Annotated in this window: 15 protein-coding genes; 9 read left to right on the top strand and 6 right to left on the bottom strand. The window is 67.2% G+C overall.

Features of this window, described 5'->3' with window-relative positions; genetic code table 11:
- The first annotated feature begins 125 nt into the window (after positions 1-125).
- The 8 genes from M2428_RS13175 to M2428_RS13140 all read left to right on the top strand — a co-directional run bounded on the left by M2428_RS13175 (position 126) and on the right by M2428_RS13140 (position 9,116).
- Complete coding sequence (locus M2428_RS13175) at positions 126-1,292, top strand: RtcB family protein (RefSeq protein WP_277526389.1); 1,167 nt, start codon at positions 126-128, stop codon at positions 1,290-1,292.
- 241 nt (positions 1,293-1,533) lie between these two features.
- Positions 1,534-2,712 carry an ABC transporter substrate-binding protein gene (locus M2428_RS13170; protein ID WP_277526388.1) on the top strand — a complete coding sequence of 393 codons (1,179 nt, stop codon included), beginning with the start codon at positions 1,534-1,536 and terminating at the stop codon, positions 2,710-2,712.
- 44 nt (positions 2,713-2,756) lie between these two features.
- Positions 2,757-3,482, top strand: coding sequence for an ABC transporter ATP-binding protein (locus tag M2428_RS13165; protein ID WP_277526387.1), 726 nt, complete (start codon positions 2,757-2,759; stop codon positions 3,480-3,482).
- Positions 3,472-4,410, top strand: a complete 939-nt coding sequence (locus M2428_RS13160) for an ABC transporter permease (RefSeq protein WP_277526386.1) — start codon at positions 3,472-3,474, stop codon at positions 4,408-4,410. The genes M2428_RS13165 and M2428_RS13160 overlap by 11 nt, the downstream gene beginning before the upstream one ends.
- Before the next feature lie 196 nt (positions 4,411-4,606).
- Entirely contained in the window at positions 4,607-4,903 is a 297-nt protein-coding gene (locus M2428_RS13155) for an antibiotic biosynthesis monooxygenase (protein ID WP_277526385.1), read from the top strand.
- A 211-nt stretch (positions 4,904-5,114) separates the two neighbouring features.
- Positions 5,115-6,401: a uroporphyrinogen-III C-methyltransferase gene (gene cobA, locus M2428_RS13150; RefSeq protein ID WP_277526384.1), complete on the top strand. Its 1,287-nt coding sequence runs from the start codon at positions 5,115-5,117 to the stop codon at positions 6,399-6,401.
- An 88-nt stretch (positions 6,402-6,489) separates the two neighbouring features.
- Positions 6,490-7,953, top strand: coding sequence for an FAD-dependent oxidoreductase (locus M2428_RS13145; RefSeq protein ID WP_277526383.1), 1,464 nt, complete (start codon positions 6,490-6,492; stop codon positions 7,951-7,953).
- A gap of 161 nt (positions 7,954-8,114) precedes the next feature.
- Positions 8,115-9,116 carry a DNA topoisomerase IB gene (locus tag M2428_RS13140; RefSeq protein WP_277526382.1) on the top strand — a complete coding sequence of 334 codons (1,002 nt, stop codon included), beginning with the start codon at positions 8,115-8,117 and terminating at the stop codon, positions 9,114-9,116.
- 49 nt (positions 9,117-9,165) lie between these two features.
- Here M2428_RS13140 and M2428_RS13135 read toward each other — a convergent pair whose 3' ends face one another.
- From M2428_RS13135 to M2428_RS13110, 6 genes are all read right to left on the bottom strand, one after another.
- Positions 9,166-10,005 (bottom strand): DUF1206 domain-containing protein, encoded by an 840-nt coding sequence (locus M2428_RS13135; RefSeq protein ID WP_277526381.1) that lies wholly within the window; start codon positions 10,003-10,005, stop codon positions 9,166-9,168.
- A gap of 145 nt (positions 10,006-10,150) precedes the next feature.
- A complete protein-coding gene (locus M2428_RS13130) occupies positions 10,151-12,919 on the bottom strand; it encodes an HAD-IC family P-type ATPase (protein ID WP_277526380.1) in 2,769 nt (922 codons plus the stop codon).
- A gap of 28 nt (positions 12,920-12,947) precedes the next feature.
- Entirely contained in the window at positions 12,948-13,781 is an 834-nt protein-coding gene (gene ppk2, locus M2428_RS13125) for a polyphosphate kinase 2 (protein WP_277526379.1), read from the bottom strand.
- 406 nt (positions 13,782-14,187) lie between these two features.
- Complete coding sequence (locus M2428_RS13120) at positions 14,188-14,868, bottom strand: FadR/GntR family transcriptional regulator (RefSeq protein ID WP_277526378.1); 681 nt, start codon at positions 14,866-14,868, stop codon at positions 14,188-14,190.
- Positions 14,865-16,175 (bottom strand): MFS transporter, encoded by a 1,311-nt coding sequence (locus tag M2428_RS13115; RefSeq protein ID WP_277526377.1) that lies wholly within the window; start codon positions 16,173-16,175, stop codon positions 14,865-14,867. The genes M2428_RS13120 and M2428_RS13115 overlap by 4 nt, the downstream gene beginning before the upstream one ends.
- 113 nt (positions 16,176-16,288) lie before the next feature.
- A complete protein-coding gene (locus M2428_RS13110) occupies positions 16,289-17,731 on the bottom strand; it encodes a PucR family transcriptional regulator (protein WP_277526376.1) in 1,443 nt (480 codons plus the stop codon).
- Positions 17,732-17,877: 146 nt separating this feature from the next.
- On the opposite strand from M2428_RS13110, the gene M2428_RS13105 reads away from it, so the two are divergent.
- On the top strand, positions 17,878-19,308 hold the full coding sequence (locus M2428_RS13105; protein WP_277526375.1) for a gamma-aminobutyraldehyde dehydrogenase: 1,431 nt from the start codon (positions 17,878-17,880) through the stop codon (positions 19,306-19,308).
- Positions 19,309-19,351 lie beyond the last annotated feature (43 nt).

The following is a 19,351-nucleotide window of genomic DNA, read 5'->3' as shown; positions in this document are numbered from 1 at the left end:
GGAGTCGCCGGAAACGCGCGAGGTCGCCGTATAGTTACGGCGACCTCGCGCGTTTCCCGCGAATTCACCGCTTTGGCCCTTGCCACCCGGCCGGCGGACCATGATCATCATCATGGAGGGGTGCCGTGGAAGTCATCAACAGCCGGCTCGTCAGCTGGGCGTCGATCCTGGATGACAAGACCCGCGAACAGGCCCTGGCCACGGCTCAGCTGCCCATCATCTACCCGCATCTGGCGCTGATGCCGGACGCCCACCTGGGCCTGGGAGCCACCGTGGGATCCGTCGTACCCACCTTGGGTGCTGTTATCCCGGCCGCCGTGGGCGTCGACATCGGTTGCGGCATGATTGCCGTCCGCACGCAGTACGCCCTCAAGGACCTGCCCAAGGACCGGAAACGCCTGCGTGAGGGTATCGAGCACGCCATTCCCCTGTCCTCCGGGAAGTGCAACCGCAGGATCACCGCCACCGCCGAACCGCGGCTGGCTGAGCTGCGGCGAATGGCAGCGACAGCGGGCTTCGAGCCCGCCCAGTACGCCGCGAACTGGAAGCTGCAGCTGGGATCGCTGGGATCGGGCAACCATTTCATCGAGGTGTGCGCGGACGAGACGGACGCCGTGTGGCTGTTCCTGCACTCAGGCTCCCGCGGCGTGGGCAACAGCATCGCGCAACGGCACATCGCCCGGGCCCGGAGCGGGGACCGGATGGGGACCGCCGTCCTGCCAAATCCTGCCCTGGCCTACCTCGAGGAGGGCACTCCCGAATTCGAGCGCTACATTAGGGAACTCCACTGGGCCCAGCACTTCGCACTGCTGAATCGTGAGGAGATGATGGACCGTGTGGTCCGGCAGTTTGAATCATGGACAGGCGGTCGTGTCCGGGAGACCGAACGGATCAACTGCCACCACAACTTCACCGCGCAGGAGAAGCATTACGGTAAATCCGTCTGGGTTTCGCGCAAGGGGGCGATTAGGGCCGAAGCGGGGGACGCCGGGCTCATCCCCGGCTCCATGGGCACGGCGTCCTACGTCGTTGTCGGACTGGGGAACCCGGTGTCCCTGAACTCATCGCCGCACGGCGCCGGGAGGGAATACTCGAGGACCGCCGCGAAGAGAACGTTTTCGCTGGCCGACCTGAAGGCCGCCATGCGGGGCATTGAATTCCGCCCCAGCGAGGCATTCATCGACGAGATCCCGGCGGCGTACAAACCCATCGACCAGGTGATGCGCGACTCCGCCGACCTCGTCAAGATACGGCACAAGCTGCGGCAGCTCGTCAACGTCAAAGGCGATTGACGAGCTCCAGAGCCCGGATGGCGACCCCGGGTGTCCTGGGCCGAATGTGACGCTGCGTGAACCCGCGTGACCCCGGGTTTCCGGAGCGTTGAACCGCGAATATGACACTCCCTATGGTGAATGAATGAAGACAACGGAACGGTTTCCCGGCCTCCCCCGCAGGGACTTCCAGGGGCGATGTCGCCGGCGCTGACCACCCAGCCCGGCCCTTCCGCACACACCCCAGAACAGGACTTCACCCATGTCACGCACCCCCGAAAACCCCGAGCCCGGCACGCAGCCCGGCACCACACGGATCGTCGCTGGCGAGACCGGCAAACCCAAACGCAAGCGCACCCTGGAGATCGCCCTCGTCGCGGGGCTTGTGCTCCTGATCGGCGCCGGCGCAGCCGTGGCATCCTCGCTGTCCCGCAGCCAGGAAACCGCCCCGGCAGCGGCTGCTGCGGATCAGGGCCCGGCCGCGGAACTCCGGCTCGGCTACTTTGGCAACGTCACCCACGCCCCGGCCCTGGTGGGCGTCAACAAGGGGTTCGTGGCCAAGGAACTCGGCCAGACCAAGCTCAGCACACAGGTCTTCAACGCCGGCCCGGCCGCGATCGAGGCCCTGAACGCCGGCGCCATTGACGCCACGTACATCGGCCCCAACCCGGCCATCAACTCCTATGTCAAGAGCAACGGCCAATCCATCAGCATCATCGCAGGTGCGACGGCCGGCGGAGCACAGCTGGTGGTCAAGCCCGGCATCAACTCGGCGGCCGACCTCAAAGGCAAGACGCTCGCGTCGCCGCAGCTCGGCGGCACCCAGGACGTGGCCCTCCGGGCATGGCTGGGCAAGCAGGGATTCAAAGTCTCCACGGACGGCAGCGGCGACGTCGCGATCAACCCGACCGAGAACGCCCAGACCCTCAAGCTCTTCCAGGACGGCAAGCTCGACGGCGCGTGGCTGCCGGAGCCATGGGCCTCGCGACTGGTGCTCCAGGCCGGCGCGAAGGTCCTGGTCGATGAGAAGGACCTGTGGGAGAAGGGCGAGTTCGTCACCACCGTCCTGATCGTCAACAAGCAGTTCGCCGCCGAGCACCCTGCCACCGTGCGGGCGCTCCTCAAGGGCCATGTTGAATCCGTGGACTGGCTCAACGCGGCGCCCGCCGCCGAGAAGGCCACCGTCCTCAACGACGCACTCAAGGCAGCCGCAGGCAAGGCGTTGCCGGCCGACGTCATCGACCGGTCCCTGAAGAACATCGTCTTCACCACGGACCCGCTCGCGGGGACGTACAAGAAGCTGCTCCAGGACGGCGTCGACGCCGGCACCACCAAGCAGGCCGACATCAACGGCATCTTCGACCTCACGGCGCTCAACAGTGTCCTCGGCGAGACTGCGGCCGGCAAGAAGATCTCCGCCGAAGGGCTCGGCAAGGACTAGCTCCCGGGCCTCCAGTCATCCGCCACAACAGTAAGGACCAGACCATGCCAGTCGTACTGGAAAACCTGGGCAAGCGCTTCGGCGACGACGCCCCGGTACTGGACGACGTCAATGCCACCATCGGGCAGGGCGAGTTCGTCGCCCTGCTCGGTGCGTCCGGCTGCGGCAAGTCCACCCTGCTCAACATCATGGCGGGACTGGAGGCCCCGACGTCGGGCGCCCTCGAAGTGCCCAGCGACGGCGCCGCCTTCATGTTCCAGGACGCGGCACTGTTTCCGTGGCTGACCGCGCGGGAGAACATCGAGCTGGCCCTGAAGCTGCGCGGCGTCGGGAAAGCCGACCGCAGGGTCCGGGCGGGGGAGCTGCTGGACCTGGTGCACCTGGGCGGCGCCGGCGACAAGCGGCCGCACGAACTCTCCGGCGGAATGCGCCAGCGTGTGTCCCTGGCCCGGTCCCTGGCCCAGGACCGGCAGCTGCTCCTCATGGACGAGCCGTTCGCGGCCCTGGACGCGATTACCCGGGACCTGCTCCATGACGAGCTCGAACGGATCTGGAAGGAAACCGGCCGGACCATCGTCTTCGTCACCCACAACGTCCGCGAGGCCGTCCGGCTCGGCCAGCGCGTGCTGCTGCTCTCCTCCCGGCCCGGCCGCGTGGTGCGGGAGTGGCACGTCAGCGAAGAACACCGCACCGACGCCGGACTGGCCGGCCAGCTCACCGGCGAAATCACCGCCCGGCTACGCGAGGAGATTCGCCGCCATGCCAAGTAACCAACTTCCCGTGGCGGAAGCCCCGGCCGAGACCCGCAAGGTCCACGCGGCCCTGACCCGTTCCTCCAGCGGCAAGGAAGACCTGCGCGAGCTCGAAGCGGGCCTCGATTCCCTGCAGTCCGACTCCATCCGCAAGACCCGCATCGACTGGAGCCGGATCCTGCTGCCGGTGGCTGCGCTCGCCGTGCTGATCATCCTCTGGCAGTTGTACGTGTCCCTCGGCTTCAAGCGTCGTGACGTCGTGCCCGGCCCGCTGGATGTCGTGGGCCAGATCGGAACCCTGTGGAGCGAGGGCAAGCTGCAGGAGGCCGTCTGGACCTCGCTGCAGCGCGGCGTCGTGGGCTTCCTGATCAGCGTGGTCATCGCGACTCCGGTGGGGCTCCTGCTGGCCCAGGTGGCACCCCTGCGCCGCGCGTTCGGGCCACTGATCTCCGGACTGCAGGTCCTGCCGTCCGTGGCCTGGGTCCCGGCCGCCATCCTTTGGTTCGGCCTCACCGACGCCACTGTGTATTTCGTCGTCTTCATGGGTGCCATTCCTTCGATCATCAACGGGCTGATCTCCGGTGTGGACCAGATTCCGCCGCAGTACCGCAGCGTCGGAAAGGTCCTGGGTGCGTCCCGCCTGCAGCTCGCCCTGCAGATCATCCTGCCGGCGGCCCTGCCCGGGTACCTCGGCGGCCTCAAACAGGGATGGGCGTTCTCCTGGCGCTCGCTCATGGCAGCGGAAATCATCGCCGTCGGCGGCACCATCGGCTTTGGCCTGGGTTCCATGCTGGACCAAGGCCGTGTCCTGTCCGACATGACCATCGTCATGTCTGCCATCCTGCTGATCCTCGCCGTCGGCATCCTGATCGAACTGCTCGTTTTCGCGCCGATCGAAAAGCGGCTGCTCCGCCGCCGGGGCCTGCTTGCCGGCAGCACCCGGTAAAGCACCCCAGCAGTTCCAAACAACGAAAGCCCGACGGCGATACTCGCCGTCGGGCTTTCTGCTGCCCGTTTGTCAGCCGCACGTCAGTGTGCCGCAGCCGTTGGCTTCGAAGCCCCTTGTTCCGCCGAAACTGCGTGCCTAGACTCACGACAAGGCCGGCGTCCGGCCCCATCCCGCAACTGTTCAGGAGGTAACCGTGGCACCGAAATTTGGCTTGCTGGCACTGGTCGAGGCCAAGCCCGGGAAGGAACAGGAAGTTTGGGACTTCCTGAACGGGGGCCGCGAGATAGTGCTCACCGAGCCGGGCACCAGGACCTGGTACGCGTTCCGGGTCAACGAGAACACCTTCGGCATTTTCGACACTTTTGACACCGAGGAGGACCGGCAGGCCCACCTCAACGGGGCCATTCCTGCCGCCCTCGGCCAACACGGTCCGTCCCTGCTCGCCAAGGATCCGGACATCCGGCCGGTTGAACTCATCGCCGTGAAGTAGGCCGAGGCCCGCGCTCCTGCGGGGCGGGGCACCTTGACACGGACACGCCGTCATTCTGGCCCGAGATGACTGCTCCGGCCGTCAAAGTGCCCCCGGACCGCTCCCAGCCTGCCCACGAAAGCCCGCCAATAATGTGACGTGGCGTTACCTTGCGTGAACTGGTGTTTCCGCACCGTTGTTCCGCTCTGTGACGCCGCCCTATCGTCGATGCATGGCAATTCAGGACATTTACCCCACGGCGCTGCGCCTCCTAGGCCGTCCCGTGCTGGTGGTTGGCGGCGGGCCGGTGGCGGCCCGGCGCACCAAGGGGCTGCTCGACGCCGGAGCCCGCGTCACCGTCGTGGCACCGCTCGCCTGCCCGGCGCTGGCTGAACTTGCCGACGCAGGGCTCCTGAACTGGGAGCCCCGCCTGTACCGCCCCTCCGACGTCGACGGCGTCTGGTTCGTCCAGACCGCCACCGGCGACGCCGCCGTGGACGCGCAGGTCTCGGCCGACGCCGAGGCGCAGCGCATCTGGTGCGTCAATGCCTCCGACCACGAAGCCTCCGCCGCCTGGACCCCCGCCGTCGCCGTGGTGGACGACGTCAAGATCGCCGTCAACGCCGGCGGCGACCCGCGCCGCGCCATGGCACTGCGCGACGCCGTCGCCACCGCCCTGGACACCGGGGACCTGCCGCTGCGTCGGCACCGTGTTTCCGGCACAGGCGCAACCGCCGGATCGGTGGCCCTCGTAGGCGGCGGTCCCGGCGACACCGGACTCATCACCGTCCGCGGCCGCCGGCTCCTGGGCCAGGCCGACGTCGTGGTGGCGGACCGGCTCGGCCCGCGTGAACTCCTAACCGAACTGGCCCCCGACGTCCGCGTGATCGAGGTCGGCAAGACCCCAGGCCATCATCCGGTGCCGCAGGCCGGCATCAACCGCATCCTGGTCGAAGAAGCCCTGCAGGGCCAGCGAGTGGTCCGGCTCAAGGGCGGCGACCCCTACGTCCTGGGCCGCGGCGGCGAGGAAGCCGAATTCTGCCGGCAGCACGGCGTCGAGGTCGAAGTGGTTCCCGGCGTCACGTCGGCTATTTCCGTCCCGGCCGCCGCCGGCATCCCGGTCACACACCGCGGGCTCGCCAAGGGCTTCAGCGTGGTCACCGGCCACGAGGAACTCTCCGAGGTCCCCGCCCGTGCGGACCACACTGTGATCCTGCTCATGGGTGTGGGCCAGCTGCGCGATTCGGCAGCCTCCCTGGCCCGCGCCGGTTTGCCTCCGGGGACGCCTGTTGGCATCGTAGAGAATGGATACCTGCCGAACCAGCGGGTGACCATCGGAACCCTCGGGACCATCGCGGACCAAGCGGAGGCCGCCGGCGTCGCGAACCCCGCCGTGATTGTGATCGGCGACGTGGTCCGCGTCAGCCCGTTCGCGCCGTCGCATTTCAAGACCGCGGACTACAGCACCATCACCCCGAACGCTCCGCGCATCACCAAGACCCGCGTACTGACCCCGTAAAGCCCGTCGATTGCTCCATAACTGCCGTTATCAAGCCCCAAAAGGGCGGTTGTGGAGCAACGGATGCAGAAGAAAAAGGAACACAGCCGTGTCAACGAACACCCCTGTAGGAACCGCCGCCCGCCCGCTGCGCGTCGCCGTCATCGGCTCCGGTCCCGCCGGCGTCTACGCCGCGGACATCCTGACCAAGAGCGAGGCAGTCAAGAGCGGCGAACTCACCGTCAGCATCGACCTCTTCGACCGCTACCCGGCGCCCTACGGCTTGATCCGCTATGGCGTGGCCCCCGACCACCCCCGCATCAAGGGCATCGTCAACGCCCTGCACAAGGTCCTGGACCGCGGCGACATCCGATTCTTCGGCAACGTGGACTACGGCACGGACCTGTCCATCGATGACCTCCGCACCCACTACGACGCCGTCATCTTCGCCACGGGCGCCATCAAGGACGCGGACCTGAACATCCCCGGCATCGAGCTCGAGGGTTCCTACGGCGGCGCCGACTTTGTATCCTGGTACGACGGCCACCCCGACGTGTCCCGCGAATGGCCGCTGGAGGCCAAGGAAATCGCCGTGATCGGCAACGGCAACGTGGCCCTGGACGTGGCCCGCATGCTCTCCAAGCACGCCGACGACCTCCTGGTTTCCGAAATCCCGGACAACGTCTACGCCGGGCTGAAGTCCTCGCCCGTCACGGACGTGCACGTGTTCGGCCGCCGTGGCCCCGCCCAGGTCAAGTTCACGCCCCTGGAGCTGCGCGAACTCTCGCACTCCAAGGACGTCGACATCATCCTCTACGCCGAGGACTTCGAGTTCGACGCCGAGTCCGACCGGCAGATCCAGAGCAACAACCAGACCAAGACCATGGTGGGCACGCTCACCAACTGGATCGCCGAACAGCCCGAGGACCTCTCCGAGCTCACCGCGTCCCGCCGGCTGCACCTGCACTTCCTGCACAGCCCGGTGGAGGTGTACGACGGCGCCGAGGCTCCCGGCCGCGTCGCCGGGATCAAGTTCGAGCGCACCGAACTGGACGGCACCGGCAACGCCCGCGGCACCGGCGAGTTTGTCGACTACCCGGTCCAGGCCGTCTACCGCGCCATCGGCTACTTTGGTTCCGCCCTCCCCGAGGTCGAGTTCGACCACAGCAAGGGCGTTGTCCCGAACGACGGCGGCCGCGTCCTGGACGCCGCCGGCACCCACGTGCCGGGAATCTACGCGACCGGCTGGATCAAGCGCGGGCCGGTGGGATTGATCGGCCACACCAAGGGCGACGCCCTCGAAACCGTGACCTACCTGCTCGAGGACCGCGAGAACCTGCCGCAGGCCGCCACACCCGCCCCCGAGGCGATCGTGGAACTCCTGGCGGGCCGCGGCGTCGAGTACACCAGCTGGGAAGGCTGGCTGGCCCTGGACGAGCACGAGCGCGCCCTCGGCGAGAAGGCCACCGCGGCCGGCGGGTCGCACGGTGTCACCGTCCAGCGCGAGCGCATCAAGGTGGTGCCCCGCGAGGACATGGTGGAAATCTCCCGCGGCGCCGCCGTCGAGGTCTAGCGTCCACGCAGAACAACGCGGGGTCACCTCGCGTCCATCGATCCCCGCCGGCGGGATCATGGGCGCGAAGTGACCCCGTTTTTGTTGCTGTGCGTGGAAACCCGGGCGGTAGTCAGTAGGCTTACCGTCATGGATGAGCACGATTCGCCCGAGGCCGGCCAATGAGGCTTCGTCACAGCAACGCCTCCGGCCGCGGATACCGCCGGGTCCCCGCCGGGACCGGGTTCAGCTACAAGGACCTGGACGGGTCCACCCTGCCGCCCGGACCCGTGCGGGAGCGTTTGGAGGGCATCGGGATACCGCCGGCCTGGACGGACGTCTGGATTGCCCCGTACGACAACGGGCACATCCAGGCCACGGGAGTCGACGCGGTGGGCCGACGGCAGTACATCTACCACCCAAGCTGGCGGGAGCGGAAGGACCGGCTGAAGTTCGACCGTTCGCTCCAGCTGGCCGAGACCCTGCCGGCCGCACGCCGTCTGGTAACCATGGACCTGCGCTCCGAAGGGCTGACCCGGGAACGGGTGCTGGCGGCCGCTTTCCGGATGCTCGACAGCGGGTCGCTGCGGGTCGGCTCGGAGCGCTACACGAACGAAAACGGCAGCCACGGCCTCGCAACCCTGCTCTGCGCCCATGTCAAGGTGCGCAAGGACGAACTCCGGCTCAGTTTTCCTGCCAAGAGCGGCAAGACCTGGGAGTCGCGGATCGACGACGCCGACCTCGCCGCCGTCGTGCGCCAGCTCAAGCGGCGCGGCGGCAAAGCCCGGTTGCTGGCGTACAAGGACGGCCGCAGCTGGCATCCGGTGTCCAGCGCGGACATCAACGAATACGTCAAGGAGCGCACGGGGGAGGACTTCACTGCCAAGGACTTCCGGACCCTGCGGGGGACGGCGGCGGCAGCCGTCAGCCTGGCGCAGAGCGGCCCGCAGCCGAAAGTCTCGGCCCGCAAGAGCGCGGTGAGCCGCGCCATGCAGGACGCCGCCGCCGTGCTGGGTAACACGCCGTCGATCGCCCGGAAAAGCTATGTGGATCCGCGGTTGCTGGACCACTTCGCCGCGGGGGAGACGATCGACCCGAAGCGGCCGGATTCCGCCGAGTCCGAGATCCGCGCCCTGCTGTACCAGGAAGGCGATGTGGTTCCGCTGCGGAAGGCAGCGGGCTAGTGCGCCCATTCCGCCCGCTGCATCTGGGGTCGCTACGCCCGCGCCGCCGCTACATCCGGCCGAAGCGCGCCCGGACCAGGGCGAACACGCCGTAGGCGATGAACCCTGCCCCGATCGCCAGGAGCAGGTACGGGCCGAAGGGGTGGTCCCGGAGTGCCTTGAGGCTGCCGTCCAGACCGGTGGAAGAACCGGGGTTGTTGGTTGCCGCGGCGATGACGAAGAGCAGCCCGGTAAGGATCAGCGCCAGCCCTTTCGCGGCGTGGCCGGTGACTCCGAGTAAGCTGATCAGCCTTCCGCGGTGGGTCCCTTCGAAGTGGTGCAGTTCCTCCTTGAACTTCTTTCCGAAGCCCTTGACGATGAAGTACACCCCGATCCCGATGATGGTCAGCCCGAGGCCCACCAGGGCCGGCGCCCCGAACGGGGACTGGACCAGGGCGGTACTGAAGTCCCGCGTCGAGTCGCCCGAATCGCCGCGCTGGCCGAGTGCGAAGCCCGCGAAGCTCAGCCCGACGCTCCCGTACGCAATGGCGAGGAAGCCGGAGGAAACGAGTTTGCCCAGCTGCTCGCCGCGCGGAAGGTGACGGGCCCGGAGGGTCGCTTCGCTCAGCTGCCACAGCGAGAGCCCTGCGCAGGCGATGCAGGCCGCCCACATCACGGCCGGACCCCACGGGTTGGCGGCGAGTTGTTCGATGGCGCCGGTGGGTTCGGCCTGGCCGGGCGCGCCCAGGACCAGCGCGACGGCGATGGCCCCGATCACAATATGAAGAAGTGCCATCACGGCGAACCCCGAACGTGCGACGACGTCGAGCCAGATGCTGTCCGACGCCGCCTCGGCGGCGTCGGCGGCGTCGCCGAGGGCGGCTTCGATCCCGGAGTCTTCTTTTGCCATGTCGATGCTGCTAATCCTCATTCGGTCCGGTGAAACGGTGTTGTGCCCGCGGCATTGTGCCTTTTGCGCCGATTCTACGCGGGGCGAAGCCGCAACTGTTGAGGGACGGAACATCGCGTTCCGGCCCTCAACGTTGCAGACGAGCTCAGGCAGGTACGGACGCAGTCTGGATCTTGGCCTGTTCGCCCGCGTGCACGGCCCGCAGGATCAGCTTGAACAGTTCGCCAAGAAGCAGCAGCACCACGGCCGGCACTAAGCAGATCAACCACTGCGCTCCGGTGAGCGGGAGGGTGCCGAACAGTTCCTGCAGTACGCGTATCTGGGTGATCAGCATCGAGCCGACAAATGCCCAAGCGAAAGCCCAGAGCAGCTTCGGGTTGGACAGGGTGGAAGGCCCGAACGCGCTTTCCTCGGGGAAACGCAGGTTGAGCGCGACCGCAATGTTCATCAGCCCCAGGCCAACTATGGCCATGGTCTGCCCGACCTCCAGGGAACCGTAGCTGGCCTTGCCGATCTGCACAAGGACCAGCGTGGCGGCCGCCATGAACAGCCCGACCACGAACAGGCGCACCATCATCGACCGGACGATGATGGGCTGGTTGAACGGCCGCGGCTTGCGGTCCATGATGCCCGGCGTCGCGAGGTCCAGGCCCATCACGGCCCCAATCGGGGCCACGATCGCCATGTGGATCCACAGCACCTGCGCCGGGCTGAGCAGCGCTGTGCCTGCGATCGCGAACGCCGACGAGCCGATGAAGGCCAGGATGAACATGAACAGGTTGGCCACCTGGATGCGGATGAACTTCTGCAGGTTGTCGTACACGAGCCGGCCCTGCTCGACAGCGGTCACTATGGTGGCGAAGTTGTCGTCGGCGAGGATCATCTTCGCCGCTCCCTTGGCGACGTCGGTGCCCGTGATGCCCATCGCGATCCCGATGTCGGCCGCGGCGATGGCCGGTGCGTCGTTCACGCCGTCGCCGGTCATCGCGACCACGTTGCCCTTGCGCTTGAGCACCTCGACCAGCCGGACCTTGTGCTCCGGCGCCACCCGGGCGATCACCCCGATCCCGTCCACCTGGCTGTCGGCCTCGGAGTCGCTCATGGCCGCGAACTCGGCACCGGTGACGGCGCGCCCGCGGATGCCCAACTCGTCCGCGATTGCCGCCGCGGTGATGGCATGGTCGCCGGTGATCATCCGGACCCGGATGCCGGCGTGTTTCGCCTTGGCGATGGCAGCCACCGCCTCGGCGCGCGGCGGGTCTACCTCGCCAATCAGCGCCGAAATTTCCAGGTCCTGCATCAGCGCCATCAGATCGCCCGACGGTTGGAACGTCCTGGGGTCGAACTCGCGCTGCGCCAGGGCGAGCACCCGCCGGCCTTGGCTGGCGATGCGTTCGTTCGCGGCCAGCACTTTCCCCCGCATTTCCTCGGTGAGGGTCTCGGTGCGTCCGCCCGGCATCCGCCCGGACGAGGACCTGTTGAGAACGACGTCGGGTGCGCCCTTCACGTAGGCCCGGATCACGGGCCTGCCATCGGCACCGGGCATCAGGTGGAAGGTGGCCATGAACTTGTAGTCGGAGTCAAAGGGCACGGACGCCACCCGCGGATTGTTCCTGCGGAACTCCCGGACGTCCACGCCGCCTTTCTGCGCGAGCACGTACAGCGCCGCCTCGGTGGGGTCCCCGATCACTTCGCCGTCCTCGATATCGGAGTCGTTGCACAGCGCGCACGGGAACATCACGTAGTCCAGGTCACGTTCGGCGTCGCCGGTGGTCCGTTGGATCTGGCCGTTGAAGCTGTAGCCCTCGCCGCTGACCGTGTAGTGGTGCTGCACAGTCACGAATTCCCGCACCGTCATCTGGTTCAGGGTCAAGGTGCCGGTCTTGTCGGAATTGATGGCCGATGTGGAACCCAGCGTCTCGACCGCCGGCAGGACCTTCATGATGGCGTTCTTCTTGGCCATGTTGACCGAGCCCACCGACAGGATGGTGGTGACGACGGCGGGCAGCGCATCCGGGATCGAGCCGACCGCCAGGGCCACGCCGATCCCGAAGAGCACCGCGAAAGTCTCGCCCTGTGCCAGGCCCATCACCACGATCGCGACGAACGCGAAGAGGGCCGCGATGATGATGAAAATCGTGAGCCGGTCCACCTGTTTGGTGAGGGGGGTTTTCTCCTCCTTTTGGCCGGACAGCATGTGGGCGATGTGGCCGACCTCTGACCCCATGCCGGTGGTGGTCACGAGGATCTCGCCGTGGCCCCGGGTCACGTTGGTGTTCATGAACGCCATGTTCACGCGGTCTCCGATACCGACCTCGTGCCGGCTGATGGCCGCCGTGTCCTTTTCGACGGCGACGCTTTCGCCGGTCAGTGCGCCCTCCTCGATCTGGAGGGTCGCCGCCAGGATGATCCTGCCGTCGGCAGGGACACGGTCACCGGCATCGACCACCACGATGTCGCCCGGCACAAGCTGCTCGGCGGGGATCTCCGCCATGTCACCGTCGCGGCGCACCTTCGCCATCGACTTCATCATCTTCCCCAAGGAGGCGGCGGCCGCCTCGGCTTTGCCTTCCTGGTGATAGCCCAACCACGCGTTGAACAGCGTCAGCAAGGCGAGCCCGATGGCGGTCCCGTACTCCTCGATCAGCAGGCTGACCAGGGCGGCGACCACGAGCACGATCTGCATGTAGTCCCGGTAGTGCTTGAAGAACCGCTTCCAGGCCGGTTCCGGCTTCGCGGCGGCCAGGGCATTCGGCCCGTACTCCTGCAGCCGCTGCTCCGCCTCTGCCGCGCTCAACCCGCTGGCCGGGTCCACCTGCAGCTCGGCCGCCACCTCCGCGGGGGCCAGCGCGTACCACGTCGTGTCCACGTCGGTCGCAGCCAACTCTGCTGCCGCTCCGGGATTGTCGGTCATGACTTCCTCCTCATCGCCGGGACGCTGCTCAGAATGGTGTCGGGATGTGCCGGACAGCCAGCGTGGGTTCACGGTAGTCGTCGGACTTCTGACGCTTGGGGAGTTCGACGTCGAGCCCCGGGAACGGCTCGTAGGGCACCTGGCTTAGCAAGTGGCTGATGATGTTGAGCCGGCCGCGCTTCTTGACGTCGTTGTTCGCGACGTACCACGGTGCCCAGGCGGTGTCGGTCGCCTCGAACATGGCGTCCCTGGCCCGGGAGTAGTCGTACCACCGTTTGTAGGACCTGAGATCCATCGGAGACAACTTCCAGGTCTTGCGGGGATCATCCATGCGGCTCTTGAGCCGCCGGGTCTGCTCGTCAGCGCTGACCTCGAGCCAGTACTTGATCAGGATGATTCCGGCGTCGACCATCGCCTTCTCAACCATCGGGGCCAAGTTGAGGAACCTCTGGGTCTCCTCCGGGGTGCAGAAGTTCATCACGCGCTCCACACCCGCACGGTTGTACCAGCTGCGATCGAAGATGACCACCTCGCCGGCCGCCGGGAAGTGCGACATATAGCGCTGGAGGTACATCTGGGATTTCTCCCGCTCGGTCGGGGTGGGGAGAGCCACCACACGGAACACCCGGGGGCTCACCCTCTCGACGATGCGCTTGATCGTTCCACCCTTGCCGGCCGTGTCCCGGCCCTCGAAGACGATGCAGACCTTGGCTCCGGTGGCCTTGACCCACTCCTGCATGGCGACCAGCTCACCTTGCAGGACGGCCATCTCCGCCTCGTACTTCTTGCGGGGCATCTTCTTGCCGGCCTGCTCGTCCTGTCCGTCGGCGCTCTTGGTCTTTTTCTTCTTCTTGCCCACCATCGACCTCCTCGCGGCGTACTTGCTGAGGCAATCACAACACCCGGCAAGACTGACACCCGACGAGACTGTCATTCGATGAGGCTGCACGTTCGTCCCCGGGACTGGACCTGAAATGCAGGCACCCTGTCGCGGGCACCTTCGTATAGCGTCCTACCACTCTTAGTGTTGACCGAGGTCGGAGACCGGTCTACGGCACTAAGACCCTATCGACGTGCCCGCGGAACCACGCGCCACAGCCGAGCCGGCCCCTGCTGCTGGGCGCAGGGACCGGCCGTCTGGAGTCGGCGTTGACGCCGACGATGACGGGAATCCGCGTGATCGCGAGCCTGGCCGCGAGGCCGGTGCGCGAGTGGCGGCCGCCACTGAGACAGAGCATCTTCTGGCCACCTTGGGAAAACCCTAGGGGCTACTCTTGGAGCCATTCCGCGCAGGAGTTCAGGTTCCGGGTGACACTCTCGACGGCGGCAGCCTCGTCCCGGGCAGCAATCGCGGCCACGAGTTCGTCGTGGCCCTCGAGCGGCAGGCCGTCGAAGCCTCCCCGCCGCTGTTGGCGGAGCAGATCATTGTGGAAAACGCTGCCGAAGCTGACATACAGCTCATGCAGCAGCGGGTTGGCGGACGCCTGCGCTACGCGCACGTGGAAATCCCAATCGGCGCGGGCCCACGCGGGATAGTCCTCGGCCAACCAGGCGACACGGCGTGCGGTGAGCAAACCGCGCAGGGAGGTGAGGTCGTCTGCCGTCGCGTGGCGGGCAGCGAGCCGGGCCGCCTGGGTGTCCAGCCCGACCCGGACCTCGAGGATGTGCTCCTGGGAGTGGTCCTCATACATCCGCTGCGTGGCGCCTGCGATCTCGCTCGTGGCGCGGACGTACGTGCCGTCCCCGCGGCGGACCTCGAGCATGCCGCTGTGGGCGAGCGCTTTGATGGCCTCGCGCAGCGTGCCGCGGGAGACCCCGAACGCGGCCATCAACTCAGGTTCGGCCGGAATGCGCTGCTGCAGCGGCCACTCGCCCGAGTGGATCAGCGCCCGCAGCTTGGCCGTGATTTCCTCCGCCAACGGCGGACGGTGCGAGGCAGTCAGTGTCATCGCCGTGTTCCTTCGGGGGAGTACCCAGTTCCCTCGGGCGAGTGCGCGGCGGCCCGCAGTTCTTTGGCCCGCAGTTCCTTGGCCCGCAGCTCCTTCGGTCCCGCCGACAGGAGGTGGCCTACCGCGATCTGGCCGAGGGCCACTGCCAGCAGGAGCGCCAGGGGCAGCGTCCAGGAGTTGGTGGCGCTGTGCAGCAGGCCCATGCCGAACGGCCCGAGGGTCGCGAGCAGATACCCGGCGGACTGGGCCACGGTGGACAGCGCGGTGGTCTCGGACGTGGTGCGGCCACTGCGGCTGATCATCACCATGACCAGCGGGAAGATGCCGAGACCGAAGCCCAGCAGCACCGCGGTCAGTGGAGCCAAAGCAGCTGGCAGGACCAGCATGGCCAGGACGCCGAGGGCCATGGTCACGGTGGCCAGGTAGAACGCCGTCCGCAGCATCCGGGGGCGTGAGCCGATGGCGACCAGCACCATGCCGGCGGGGACGGAGACCAGCTGCATGAGTCCGAACATGAGCCCGCTGTCGGAGGCGGTGACGCCCATCGTGACCAGCATGTAGGGGAACCAGCTGAGCACGGCATAGGCCAGGAGTGCCTGCACGGTGAAGCCGAGGGTGATCAGCGCCCCGGTGCGGGTCCGCAGCAGGGGCCAGGGGGAAACCCGGGCGGCCTTGCCGGCCGACGCGTTGCGATGGGCGTGCACCGCGATCGGAATGAAGCCGAGGCAGGCGCCCAAGGCCAGGAGACCGATGGAACCGACGCCTGCCGAGGGAGAGCCAAGGGCCTGGGCCACCGGAACGATCAGCACGGCCGTGACGGTGGCGCCTGTGGTCATGGTCAACGTGTAGACGGCGGTCATGAGCGACGTGCGGTCCGCGAAGTGCACCCTGATGAAGGAGGGCATGGCCACATTGCAGATGGCCAGCCCGGACATCCCGGCCACGGTGCCGGCCAGCAGCATCCCGGTGGACGGAACTCCGCGGAGCAGCAGCCCCGCCGCCAGCATCACGAGGGAGAGCAGGATGGCTTTTTCCAGCCCCAGCTGCCGGGTGAGCCAGGACGTGGCCGCGCCGGCCACCGCGAAACACAGCGTGGGGATCGAGGGGATCAGGGCTGCGATCAGCGGGCCGTAGCCCAGGACAGCCTGCAGGTCGTGGAAGAGCGCGGCGGCGCCGGTGATTCCGGCGCGCAGGTTGAGCCCGATGAGCACGAGCGCCACGACGCCGGCCACGATCACGCCGCGCGGGCGGGCCGCGCCGGGTGGGGCTGTCTGGGAAAGTGCGGAAACCGCCGTGCTGCTAGCCATGCTTACCATATTTAAACGTTAGACGTTTGATGTTTGGGAGTCAGCCTTTAGTGGCGAATATCTCGGCACGTGACGCATTCCTGAGGGCTGTGCCGGTGCCGGCGCGGTGGTTGTCAGCGCGGGTGCCGGGCGCTGAGCCGCTGCACCGCCAGCGCGAGCCAGAGCTGCACCCGGTCCGCCGTCTGTGCGGGGTCGTATCCTGTGAGTTCGGTGATCTGCGCCAACCGGTAGCGGACCGTATTGCGGTGCAGGGTGAGTTCCTCGGCGACGGCCGCCACCGAACCGTTGTTGCCGAGGTAGCTTTCCAGTGTGGCCATGAGTTCGGCCCCGTGCGCCACGTCAAAGGCCCGCAGCGGGTTCAGCGATTCGCTGGCCATGTCCGCCAGCGGAACGTCCTCGCTGGCCAGCAGCAGCGAGGTCAGGCTCAGTCGCTCGGGCTCATTGACCGGCAGGCCGTGGCTGGCCGCGTCGCGTGCCTCGAAGTAGCTCCAGCGCAAGCCGTTGGGCTTGGTGTAGGCCCCGCCGATGCCAATCGTTGCGTGGATCCCGGCCTCGGCCAGGTGGTCGCTGAGGCTGCGGGCGCTGGCGCTGGCGCCGCTGCCGTCGTCGGGCGTCACCACCACGAGGTCCTTCCCGACGACGGCGCTGACCGCCGCCTCGAGCGGCTGGGGCAGGGAAGAACTCCCTAGCTGTTTCTGGTGGGCGGCCGATTCGGCGAGCAGGACCACGTTCTTGCGGGTGCTGTTGATGCCGACGCCGGCGAGGCGCCGGGTGGCTTCGCTGGCCTCCAGCGTCCCGTGGATGACGTCGTCGAGGACCTGGCCGGCCAGCGCCCGCTGGGCCTGCCGCTGCTTGACCATGTTATTGAGCTCGACACTGATCAGGTTTTGGGCGTAGCCCACAATGCCCGAGTCCTCGAAGGGTTGCTTCACCCACAGGGTGCAGGCGTCGCGGCGGCCCGTGGGGATGGGGTAGGACGCCCAACCTTCCGCCTTGGGTGCCGGGTGGCCGGACACGCTGTTGTAGAGCTGGGCGGTGAACTGGGTCAGGACGATCTCGGTGCGCAGCATCGAGCCCAGGTGTTTCAGGAGTTCGGCGAGGCCGCCGCCGGTCAGCAGGGCGCGGGCCAGGATCTGGTGCCCCGCGATGAGCCGCTCGAGCTTGACCAGATGGTCCGCGGACTGGGCATCGGCCACGAGCTTTCCGATCGCGATGAAAGGCGTTTCGTACGGCACTTCCACCACCGGCAGCCCCCAGCGGTTGGCCTCGGCAATCAGGGCCGGCGGCACGGCGTCGTGCGTCAGGCCGACCCCGAACCCGATTCCCACCGCGCCTGCCCGCTGGACCTGCCGCACGAACCGGCGCTGCTCCGCGGCGCTCTTGAGCCGCATCCCCGTCGTCAGGATCAGTTCCCCGCCGTTGAGGAAGCGCTGCGGATCCTCCTGTTCGGTGACGGCAACCCAGAGAATGTCCTGGTGCCAGGTGGTTTCGGCAAGGCCGGCCTTGGTGAGATTCAGGGACGGAACCCCCAGCAGGGCGGCGAGTGAAATGGCCATAAATTCAGGATAGCCGGGTGCTGGTCAAGCGCACTAAAGTGTGGCAGGCCTGGTGTGCAGGTGCCTATTCCCTGACTTGCACTGCTGGCATAGGCTCGTGACCAGTTACACATCCGTCATTGGCAGTAAGAAAGAGGTTGTACACCGTGGTTCAAACCTTGCAGAACTTCATCAACGGCGAGTTTGTCACCCCCGCCGGCACCGGGTTGCTGCCCATCGTGAACCCCACCAACGGCGACGTGGTGGCGCAGGCGCCGATCTCGGTGCAGGCCGACGTCGACGCCGCCATGACGGCAGCCAAGAACGCGTTCAAGACCTGGAAGCACACCACGCCGGGGCAGCGGCAGCTCATGCTGCTCAAACTCGCGGATGCCGTCGAGGCCAACAGCGACGAGCTCGTGGAGGCCCAGCACCGCAACACGGGCCAGGTCCGCTCCCTGATCGCCTCCGAGGAAGTGGCCGCGGGCGCTGACCAGCTACGCTTCTTCGCCGGCGCCGCCCGCATCATGGAAGGCAAGTCCGCCGGCGAGTACTTCGAAGGCCACACCTCCTACGTGCGCCGCGAGCCGATCGGCGTCGTCGCCCAAGTTGCCCCGTGGAACTACCCGTTCCTCATGGCCATCTGGAAGATCGGTCCCGCCCTGGCCGCCGGCAACACCGTGGTCCTCAAGCCCTCGGACACCACCCCGGAATCCACCCTGGTGCTGGCCCGGCTCGCTGGTGAGATCTTCCCGGCCGGCGTCCTGAACGTTGTCCTGGGCACCGGCGAGACCGGCGCCATGATGGTGGAGCACAAGGTCCCGGGCCTGGTGTCCATCACCGGTTCCGTCCGCGCCGGCATCGCCGTCGCCTCGGGCGCCGCCAAGGGACTCAAACGCGCCCACCTGGAACTCGGCGGCAAGGCTCCGGCCATTGTCTTCGCCGACGCCGACATCAAGAAGAGCGCGGCGGCGATCGCCGAGTTCGCCTTCTTCAACGCCGGCCAGGACTGCACGGCCATCACCAGGGTCCTGGTCCAGGATTCGGTGCACGACGACGTCGTCGCCGCCATGGTGGAGCACACCAAGACCCTGCACACGGGCTCGCAGAACGACGAAGACAACTACTTCGGCCCGCTGAACAACGTCAACCACTTCAACGCGGTCACGTCCGTTGTCGAGCACCTGCCGGCGAACTGCAGGATCGAGACCGGCGGCCACCGCGCGGGCGAGAAGGGCTTCTTCTTCGAGCCCACGATTGTCACCGGCGCCAAGCAGACCGATGACATTGTCCAGAAGGAAACATTCGGCCCGGTCATCACGGTGCAGAAGTTCAGCACCGAGGACGAGGCAGTGGAACTGGCCAACGACGTCGAGTACGCCCTGGCCTCCAGCGTCTGGACGTCCAACCACGGCACCGCCATGCGCCTGAGCCGGGACCTCGACTTCGGCGCCGTCTGGATCAACACCCACATTCTTCTCACCGCCGAGATGCCGCACGGTGGCTTCAAACAGTCCGGCTACGGCAAGGACCTGTCGATGTATGGCGTCGAGGACTACACCCGCATCAAGCACGTCATGTCTGCGTTGGACGCATAACGCAGTCGCTTAACGCGGCTGCTTAGCTCACCCTGACGCATAA

This window comes from Arthrobacter sp. ES3-54 (assembly GCF_029504395.1).
Lineage (GTDB): Bacteria > Actinomycetota > Actinomycetes > Actinomycetales > Micrococcaceae > Arthrobacter.
This window is presented reverse-complemented; position numbering and strand designations above follow the sequence as displayed.